Source organism: Sphaerospermopsis aphanizomenoides BCCUSP55 (assembly GCF_001586785.1).
GTDB classification, from domain to species: domain Bacteria; phylum Cyanobacteriota; class Cyanobacteriia; order Cyanobacteriales; family Nostocaceae; genus Sphaerospermopsis_A; species Sphaerospermopsis_A aphanizomenoides_A.
In genome coordinates, this window is sequence record NZ_LUFH02000065.1 from 26289 (window position 1) to 35070 (window position 8782).

The 8782-nt window shown below is 40.6% G+C and carries 9 protein-coding genes; 3 read left to right on the forward strand and 6 right to left on the reverse strand.

From position 1 onward, the window contains the following. Nucleotides 1-451: 451 nt before the first annotated feature. Together A0J48_RS16785 and A0J48_RS16790 are read left to right on the forward strand one after the other, a co-directional pair. On the forward strand, nt 452-1156 hold the full coding sequence (locus A0J48_RS16785; RefSeq protein WP_200324990.1) for a choice-of-anchor E domain-containing protein: 705 nt from the start codon (nt 452-454) through the stop codon (nt 1154-1156). Nucleotides 1157-1367: 211 nt separating this feature from the next. Continuing rightward, nucleotides 1368-2237 (forward strand): Cof-type HAD-IIB family hydrolase, encoded by an 870-nt coding sequence (locus A0J48_RS16790; protein WP_200324992.1) that lies wholly within the window; start codon nt 1368-1370, stop codon nt 2235-2237. Between the two features lie 120 nt (nt 2238-2357). On the opposite strand, the gene A0J48_RS16795 is transcribed toward A0J48_RS16790, so the two are convergent. Beyond that, nucleotides 2358-3125, reverse strand: a complete 768-nt coding sequence (locus A0J48_RS16795; protein ID WP_234300973.1) for a DALR anticodon-binding domain-containing protein — start codon at nt 3123-3125, stop codon at nt 2358-2360. 485 nt (nt 3126-3610) lie between these two features. On the opposite strand from A0J48_RS16795, the gene A0J48_RS16800 reads away from it, so the two are divergent. Next, nucleotides 3611-4330 (forward strand): Crp/Fnr family transcriptional regulator, encoded by a 720-nt coding sequence (locus A0J48_RS16800; RefSeq protein ID WP_200324997.1) that lies wholly within the window; start codon nt 3611-3613, stop codon nt 4328-4330. A 72-nt stretch (nt 4331-4402) separates the two neighbouring features. Here the strand turns inward: A0J48_RS16800 and A0J48_RS16805 are convergent, their stop codons facing one another. From A0J48_RS16805 to A0J48_RS16825, 5 genes are all read right to left on the reverse strand, one after another. Beyond that, entirely contained in the window at nt 4403-5473 is a 1071-nt protein-coding gene (locus tag A0J48_RS16805) for a PstS family phosphate ABC transporter substrate-binding protein (protein ID WP_200324999.1), read from the reverse strand. A gap of 162 nt (nt 5474-5635) precedes the next feature. After that, complete coding sequence (locus A0J48_RS16810) at nt 5636-5857, reverse strand: hypothetical protein (protein ID WP_200325001.1); 222 nt, start codon at nt 5855-5857, stop codon at nt 5636-5638. A 143-nt stretch (nt 5858-6000) separates the two neighbouring features. Continuing rightward, complete coding sequence (locus A0J48_RS16815; protein ID WP_200325003.1) at nt 6001-7377, reverse strand: serine/threonine-protein kinase; 1377 nt, start codon at nt 7375-7377, stop codon at nt 6001-6003. An 84-nt stretch (nt 7378-7461) separates the two neighbouring features. After that, nucleotides 7462-8475, reverse strand: coding sequence for a LysR family transcriptional regulator (locus A0J48_RS16820; protein WP_200325005.1), 1014 nt, complete (start codon nt 8473-8475; stop codon nt 7462-7464). Between the two features lie 88 nt (nt 8476-8563). Beyond that, nucleotides 8564-8782: hypothetical protein (locus A0J48_RS16825; protein WP_234300976.1), on the reverse strand; the 219-nt coding region annotated here is incomplete at its 5' end.

An 8782-nucleotide genomic window follows, 5' to 3' on the forward strand; every position in this document is an offset into this window, starting at 1 on the left:
TATATTATAGCTAGTATTTTTCCTAGAATAGAGATTACGTAAGTAAAACCTGGTTTTATTCCACTTAAGTGTTCGTTAAATATCTAACAACAATAAAAAATATCAGATTATTTGTAATTGTAGAATTGGAAATTAAATTATTAGGGTAATTTTTGGGCATAAAATGATGATATCAGGAGTCTTGAAAGTTGATAAATATCAAATTTTAAAAGGCTGTAGTTCTTGCGCTGCATAGTTGGTGGTTATTTGTTTATCTCATATATAGGCAATAATCTATCAAACTAGTATTTTCCCTAGTGTAGATAATACCCAAATGAAATATTTATATTTTGCCAAGAGAATCATCATCAAAAATTTAAATCAAATTGGGTATATTTACGAAAGCGGCAAACAAAATTTTAGGGTTAGATAATACTTATAACTGCAATTTTTTTTACACGGCAATCTACCAATGAAATCTAACCTTTTTAACACTTTCGCTGCCGCAAGTACATTAGCAGGAATTGTTGCCACTGCTGGAGCCGCTAACGCAGCTTCTATTAGCTACACAGCTTCTTCTGGAGATTTTACTGCCACAAATTTCACTCAAACACTGAGCTTGCAACAGTTTGATTCTTCTCTCGGTACACTTAACAGTGTCACCTTAGATATTGTTGGCTATATTAACGGAAATGCCAAATTTGAAAGCTTGGATAAATCTGCATCTTTAATCACAGCCAACATTAGCGCAACACTTAACTTAACTCAAGGTGGTACAACTTTATTTTCACTCAATCCCAACAATTCTCAATCCTATTCAGCTACTGCCTTTGATGGCAACATTGATTTTGCTGGTACTTCTGGAAGCCAACTCAATAACATTATAGATGAAGAGGTAGCGACTCAGACTTTAACCAACGACCTAACTGCATTTATTGGTTCTGGCAATGTAGACTTTTTGCTTTCAGCTATAGCTGATTCAAAAGTTACAGGATCGGGTAACATTATTTCTCAAATTGGTACACTTGCTAAAGGACAGCTGAAAGTTACATACAACTACACTTCTGCCAATTCAGCGAAAGTGCCTGAACCCTCTGCTTTACTGGGATTTGGTTTAATTGCGAGTTTCGGTTTTTTGTCACAAAGCAAAAAAAGACTATTTCAAATCTCAAAGTAATAAATTTCTTCACGGGCGGTTTTTCCACCCACTTTTTCAAGTTTAGGTTTTAATAGTCAATTTTGTAAATATATTTTTTGATTTTTCTTTATCGTATCTATCAAGATGCGATAAATTGCTGTTTGTGGATAAGCATTAATCATCCCAAATATTCCCCACTACGTGCCAGAGCTTGTTAATCTCTTACTAGTATTTCCACGCTGGGGAATTTATGCACAAACTATCTACCCATGAAACATCTGTTCGCCATCAGTCCACAAATAGAAAAGATATTCAGCTATTAGTTTTAGATATAGATGGTACGATCGCTGGACATGACAATCAAATCACGGAAACTGTCAAGCAAGCTATTACCGCAGTCCAAGCAAAAGGGATTCAAGTGGCCATAGCCACAGGTAGAATGTATTGTTCAGCTTTACGGTTTCATCAAGAAATTAAATCAACTCTACCACTGGTAGCTTATCAAGGAGCTTGGATTCAAGACCCAAATACTGGTAAACTCCATCGACATTTAGCTGTAACTAGGGAAATTGCCCATCAACTATTAGACTACTTTGAACAGTCAGAATTACGTTCTTTACTCTCTGTTCATTTCTACATCAATGATCAGCTTTACGTACGGGAAATTACCACAGCAACCGAAAGTTATGGAGTCCGCTGCGGTGTTACTCCTATTCCTGTAGGTGATCTGCGTCAAGTTCTAACTAATGAACCCACTAAAGTTTTGGCTTTGTGTGATGACGCAAATTTAATTCAAGAACTCATGGAAAATCTTCGTCTGCAATATACACCAGCAGAACTTTATATGACCACATCTGTGGCCACCTTTCTGGAAGCAGCGAATCCTTTTGTCAACAAAGGAACTGCTGTTCGTTATCTTGCCGAAGAACTGCTGGGATTAACCAGTGATAACGTCATGACTATTGGTGATAATTTCAATGATGTGGAAATGCTGGAGTATGGGGGTATTGGTGTGGCCATGGGTAGCGCCCCAGAACCAGTGCAAGCGATCGCTAATTGGGTAGCACCCAGCGTCGAAAATGATGGAGTGGCGATCGCAATTGCCAAATTATTACTCTAAACAACAAAAAAGACACCGACGACTGGCCGTGTTTCGTCTCGGTGTCTTTTTTGGTTCGCTCCTCACACACCTGATAATATAGCTGAGGAGTTTTATTTCGTCAATAGAATTTTGGATTATTCATAACTCCACAGGAGCTAAGACACCTAATTTTGTTTCTAACACAGCCCTCAAAACTACCTGAGTAGCTATTAGCAATCCCAGTCTAGCTTGGGCTAACTCCCAGAAATTCATTTTCACTTCACCCCAAATGCGACAGTGACACCAGAAGCTTTCAAAAGCTTGGCTTAATTTCAATCCGGCTTTTTCCCAATTAACTGCACTGTGAACATCAGGAAATATCAAATCATCCACCATTTTGACCAACTGGTGAATGAGTCGAATCTCCTCTGGTTGCTGAAGACGGAATTTCTGATCAGAATTTAACCAGGGTATAGCCCGCGCGGACAAAAAGCACTGAACACCAGCACTATTATCTATAAGTTGAATCAATCCCTCTTGGTGAGCTAATCTTAATAACGAACAGCAACGGGCGTGAGCGTATTGAATTGTAAAGAATAATATCTGTTTATTTCTCAGGAAAGAAGAGGAAGGTGACAGGTGACTCTTGACAGGTGACAGAAGACAGGAAGTAGAAAGTGATATATTATTCTCCCCATCTCCCCTGCGCCCCATCTCTTCCTGCACACCCTCCAAACCTGAACTATCGACTGTCAGGTTATGTAACCAACTCCCTAAAGCAGAATCAGTCAGTTCTAGATGAATCCAATGTGGAGAAATTATTTGAGAGCTAAAAATGTCCCCACAATTTGCTGATAAATAAGTAGCTAGTTCCTGGACAATTTCTAATGCTTGTGGATGTCTGGATGCAGAAATTCGCAGCCCCAAACTGGAAATATATAAAATTTTTTCAGCATCTGTGTCTTGATATAGAGGAATTTTCCCCTTTCCTATGCTTAGAATTTCCTCATCCTTAGTATAAACACTTAGAAAATTCAGGAAATGGATATATACTAAATGTTTAATTGAGGTATACTTCTTAAAAAGTAGCCAATAATGCACGTAGCTATTTGGGGAACTTTTGTGGCAATCACCATTTTATCCTGTTCCATCCACCTTTGGATAGAAGTTTAGTCTAGGTAAAGAAAAATGAGAGTAGGATAAAATTTCATGAATAATTGATGTTTCGTTAGTAAACTTTACTACCCTCATTGTACAGTAAGAAGTATAACAAAAGAGTAGATAGCTTTCATTGCTTTCTACACTTTGGATGGCTGACGCTGTTAGGCGTTAAGCCTACCCTGTTAACACAAAGACACTCCTTGCACCTTTTTATTTAGTCTTTGTCTTCAGCCGAACGCTCTTTGTTACCTATGCAATCTCAATCCTCCTTTTCCGAGGCATCACGGCCTTTCTTAACTTGGCAACGAATTCTTGATTGGGCTCAAGAACACTACCGCTGCCGCACCTTCAGCAAAGATGAGCGCATTCCAGCTAGACCTGGATTGCTATATTTGGTGCAAAGGGGTGCGATCCGCATGGTAGGAACAGCACAAGTTAGTGCTACCGCCAGCCAACTCACATCTCGACGCATCAACAGAACCCCAGAAGAAGCTTTCTTAGGCTTCGTGGGAGCAGGACAACCTTTTGAAATTGTTGCTCAGTCACCATTCACACTCCAGTCTTATGCCCACGTTGACCAAACTGCGGTGCTATGGATGTACTGGCATGATTTAGATAACTGGCCTCACTTCCGTCGTGAAGTGATGGATGCCTTTAGATATCAACACCAGCGCAAGCTGTTATGGCTAAGTGCTTTAGGACAACGACGCACAATTGACAGACTGCTAGGATTCCTAACCTTATTGATTGAGGAATATGGCGAGCCGGCAATGAGCGAAACCGACCCCGATGTAATTCGTGGTTATTGTCTCCCCTTCCCTCTCACCCATGCTCAAATTGGCAGCGCAATTGGTTCAACTCGCGTCACAGTAACCCGGTTAATGGGTAAATTGCGTCAGCGTGGACTCATCCTCACTCAAGGGGATAATTTGATTTGCTTGCCAGCAGAGTCAATTAACAGACCCAACTAAAACGCATCCAGAAGCCACTTTAAAAGCGTATAAGTTGGTTTATGTTAATTATGAAGCCATAACTAGCAGGAGTCAGCGGATTTTAACAAACCCAGTTTGGGTAATTAGTTCCTGTCCCTGCTCTGTTAGCAGTAAGTTAGCATAAGCAACGCCAGCTTGCTCTTCAGTTTGACCATTCTGTTTGACCACCACAAACAGATTCCGGGTAATCGGGTATTTCCCGGATTGAAAAGCCTTAATGTTCAATTGATTCCGTTTATCAGGACATTCATTAGGAAGAATCAATGGTTCTTGATAGGGAGCAATGTATTCCCCTGCCGTCCGCCCCAAAGGTAAGGGTTTAATGGAACATTGAGGAACAACCTCTGGGGCAGAAGCGTAATAGATGCCACCAGGACTATCACCGACCTTTTTTAAGGCTTGGGTGGTCGTGGAGATAAACTCTACTTGGGAACTGAAAGCTTGACCACCCAAAATGTCTTGGACAAAAAGTTCAACTGTACCACCATCACTAATCCGACGAGAATAGGGCTTGATTGGCAAATTGGGGCCACCAACCTGGTTCCAATTGTTAATCTTGCCTGTGTAAATAGATTTAAGTTGCTCTATGGTCAATCCGGGGATATTCAAGTTGGGGTTTACGGCTACAGCTAACCCATCAATAGCGACAGGAATTTGATTGAGGGTGAACCCACGTTGCTGGGCGCGGCTTAATTCTTGGTCTAAAACAGGTCGGGAGGAATGGACAAAAGCTAGTTGGCCATCAATTAATGACTGAATCCCTGTACCAGAACCTGGAGCCGCATTACTGGGTTGTACATAACGTAGTCTAAACTCTGGTCGTGCAGCTTGAATTGCGGGGTCAATTGCCAGTCGAATGGGAGCCCAAGATGTACTGCCTCCGTAGTTAAATAATCCTGTGGGAACATTCTTGACTGTAGCGAAGGTTGTACCTTGGGGCTGTGCTGATGTGTTCTGGGGTTGGTTTTGATTGCTGGAACTAGAATTATTTGACTGGGAGCTAATAATTTTATTTAGGTCAACATTTGACTTGCTGCTAAACCACCAAAAACCACCAGCTATTAATAAAATTGTTGTTAACAGAGATATTGAGAGAACCAGGGTTTCGTTTTTTTGGGACATAGTGAATTAATCCACTGTTTAAATTCGAGTGATCAATGTTCAACTAATTCTTAATTAATTTTTAATTAATGCTTAATTAATTTTTAATTAATTAATAAACCTCTGCTCAAGTTTGAGCTAAATATATATTACAAATCCTAATTACAAATTACGAATTACGAGTTATTTTAATTGATTATTATGTATTGCCTCAAAGTCATAGCCAGTACGAGAGCGATTACCAGGAACTATTTGTACAAGTTGCATGGGGCTAGTAGCTGAATCAAAATATCTATCTAGGGGATGCTGAATAAATGCAAAACCATGATAAATTAAGGGATTCAGGCTGATAAAAAAGAAAATAGGTGCAAGGTTTTTAAAACTAGGAGTGGAAAAATCGAGCATTTTGAGGGTGAAATCTCAAAAATTTGTTGCTAACAGATAGCCCTTTCCTCTTGCCTCTTGCCTCTTGCCTCTTGCCTGCCCCCACGAGAAGACTTTTTCAGCAAACCCTATCTAAATCTCCTCATAGTTTAAAATATATTATTCTATAGTATTGCAGATATTAATTTATATATCAGGCGAAATAATGCTGTCACCGCGATAGCAATTAAGGCAGAACCAATGGCTAAAATAACGATTTGCTGAATTACAAAACTACTCCGTAAAAAGGGAAAAAAGAATATAATAGCAAAAGTGATTCCGGGGATAATTAATAAGTCAAATTTTTCTAGCCAACGTTTAGTTTGAGCAAAAAGTAACCCATTCAAAATCACAACGGTAACAGCAAAAGTAATGATGGGGTTTTTGACTACACTTAAAAATGCGATCGCTATTAATGCCCCTTCAAACCCACTAAAAGCAGCCCCAGCTAGTAATTCCCATGTAGCAAAAGCTGGTTGTGCTGGAATTGGTTTTTGTTGTGGTTGTGCTATTGGTGGTGCAGATGGTTGTGGTGGTGGTGTGGGGATCGCTGTGGATATAGGGGGAGAAAGGGCTTCTAAAACTTCTGCTGCTGACTGAAAACGCTGACTAGCAGCAGGAAGCAGCATTTTGTCTAAAATATCAGCTAGTCTATCGCTGACAGTAGCTTGTGTACGCCATTTCCACTGATTAGTATAGGCATCAAATAGTTTACTGGCTTCTTCACCTGTTAGCAAAGTAATGATAGTAACAGCTAAAGCGTATAAATCCGTAGATGGAAATACTTGATTTCCAGCCATTTGTTCAGGGGGTGCAAATCCCATAGAATAGATGCCTGTGGAAGCAGCAGTGGGGGCATTGGTTACTTGTTTAACTGCGCCAAAATCTAGCAAAAAGAGTTTGCCATCTTGACGACGCATAATATTAGAGGGTTTAATATCTCTGTGAATAATGCCTTTGTCGTGGATGAAAGTTAGAACTGGGAGAATTTCTGTGAGTATTTGTGTTACTCCTATTTCCGAAAATTTGCCTTCTTGGGCTAATTCTTCTTCTAGATTTTGCCCATCAATATATTCTTGGACTAGATAAAAAAATTGTTCTTGTTGTCCTGGTTGCAAACTTTGGACAGCTACAGGAAAAAAAGCAAATAAATCAGGAATTTGCTCATGTTCATTACCTATCTGCGCTAAAACTTCTGCTTCTCTCTCAAATAGGTTTTGCGCCAGTTGCAGTTGAGTAGATGTCAAATTTCCTGCGGGTTGAAATTGTTTAACAACACATTTTCGCATTCCGGGGATGCGGCGATCACTGGCCAAAAATGCAGCCCCAAAGCCTCCTCTTCCTAGCAGCTTAGTAGGTACATAGCGACCGTCTAACAACAATGGCATACCACAACTAGTGCAGTATTTTTGCTGAGTTGTTCTGAGGGTTGTAATATCATCTAAATCCGCAAAATAGTTTTTTGGACGGGGGCAGCGTGGACGGGTGCAGTAAACTTCCATGTTAGTCAGTTATCAATTGCCAGTTGTCAGTTGTCAATAGCGATATAGGTTTCGACTACTGACTCTTGACTACTGACAAAATGTTTATTCTTCGTCAGCTAGGTTGGGTGTTAATGTATCCAATGCAGTTACCACTAGATTTTTTTGTGATAATTTTAACGTATCCTCATCCCATCCAGGAGTAGCAAACTGGGGTAAAATTTCCTGACTAAAAGCTTCTGCTGCTTTGGATCTATAGCGATTGGGATTAAAAATCAGCCAGAGAGTGCGTTTGACAACCACACCTTCAATGGGGGTACAGTGTAACACACCCATTTGTAATTCTTTAGCGATTGCGGAGGTAGAGACAAAAGCCGCCCCCAACCCAGACTGCACAGCATTTTTAATGGCTTCAATGGAATTTAATTCCATTTCAAATTTAAACCGCCTGGTATCAATTTCACAGCGTGCTAACACCTGATCTATGACTTTGCGGATAGTAGATTGGGAGTCGAGAGCGATGAATTGTAGTTTATATAGGTCTTCTTTTTGAATGGTTTCTAATTTGGCAAAGGGATGGAATGTTGGTAAAATTAACGCCAGTTCATCTTCAGCATAAGGAACGATTTCCAAAGATTCTGCCAGTTCACCGGGAATCTCACCACCGATAATTGCTAGATCTACTTGTCCATTAGCCACACTCCAAGCTGTGCGACGAGTAGAGTGGACGTGCAGTTGTACCGCCACATCGGGATATTTTTGTCGGAACATCCCAATCATACGCGGCAAAAGATAAGTACCGGTAGTTTGAGAAGCCCCGACAATCAAAGTACCGCCTTGAAGATTTTGTAAATCCTCAATAGCGCGACAAGTTTCTTGACATAGACTGAGAATTTTTTCACCGTAGCTCAGGAGTAGATGCCCTGCTTCGGTTAATTGAGCGCGTCGTCCTCCCCTGTCGAACAAGGGGACATCCAGCTGTCGTTCTAGATTTTGAACCTGTAAACTTACTGCTGGTTGGGAGACGTAAAGACTATCAGCGGCGCGTTTGAAGCTCCCTTCTTGAGCGATCGCTTTGAGAATGCGTAACTGATCTAAAGTGAAAGGAAGGTCAGACATAAGGCTCAACCCACAAACTTTGAAAGGAGCGGCTTTGGTGATAAATCAGGGTGAATAGCTTTGTAGCTAGGCATGATTTAGGACATTGTTAACATTTGAAGGCTTGATACGAAAAAGACATTACCACAACATCTTGACAAAAATCTTCTTGTGTATAATCTGTTAAAGATGATGTCAGGGGTGTAGGGGTAGGGAAAACTGCATTGTCGCTTGTATCCCCACCAATGCCATCGCCTTGAAAAGACGGGGCTTGTACCACATACGGGTTATTGGGGTTGTATTTCCCCCACACCCCACACCCCACACC

Coding starts and splice junctions, on each gene's coding strand:
- A0J48_RS16785 (WP_200324990.1), top strand. CDS start 452: ATGAAATCTAACCTTTTTAACACTTTCGCTGCCGCAAGTACATTAGCA.
- A0J48_RS16790 (WP_200324992.1), top strand. CDS start 1,368: ATGCACAAACTATCTACCCATGAAACATCTGTTCGCCATCAGTCCACA.
- A0J48_RS16800 (WP_200324997.1), top strand. CDS start 3,611: ATGCAATCTCAATCCTCCTTTTCCGAGGCATCACGGCCTTTCTTAACT.
- A0J48_RS16805 (WP_200324999.1), bottom strand. CDS start 5,473: ATGTCCCAAAAAAACGAAACCCTGGTTCTCTCAATATCTCTGTTAACA.
- A0J48_RS16810 (WP_200325001.1), bottom strand. CDS start 5,857: ATGCTCGATTTTTCCACTCCTAGTTTTAAAAACCTTGCACCTATTTTC.
- A0J48_RS16815 (WP_200325003.1), bottom strand. CDS start 7,377: ATGGAAGTTTACTGCACCCGTCCACGCTGCCCCCGTCCAAAAAACTAT.
- A0J48_RS16820 (WP_200325005.1), bottom strand. CDS start 8,475: ATGTCTGACCTTCCTTTCACTTTAGATCAGTTACGCATTCTCAAAGCG.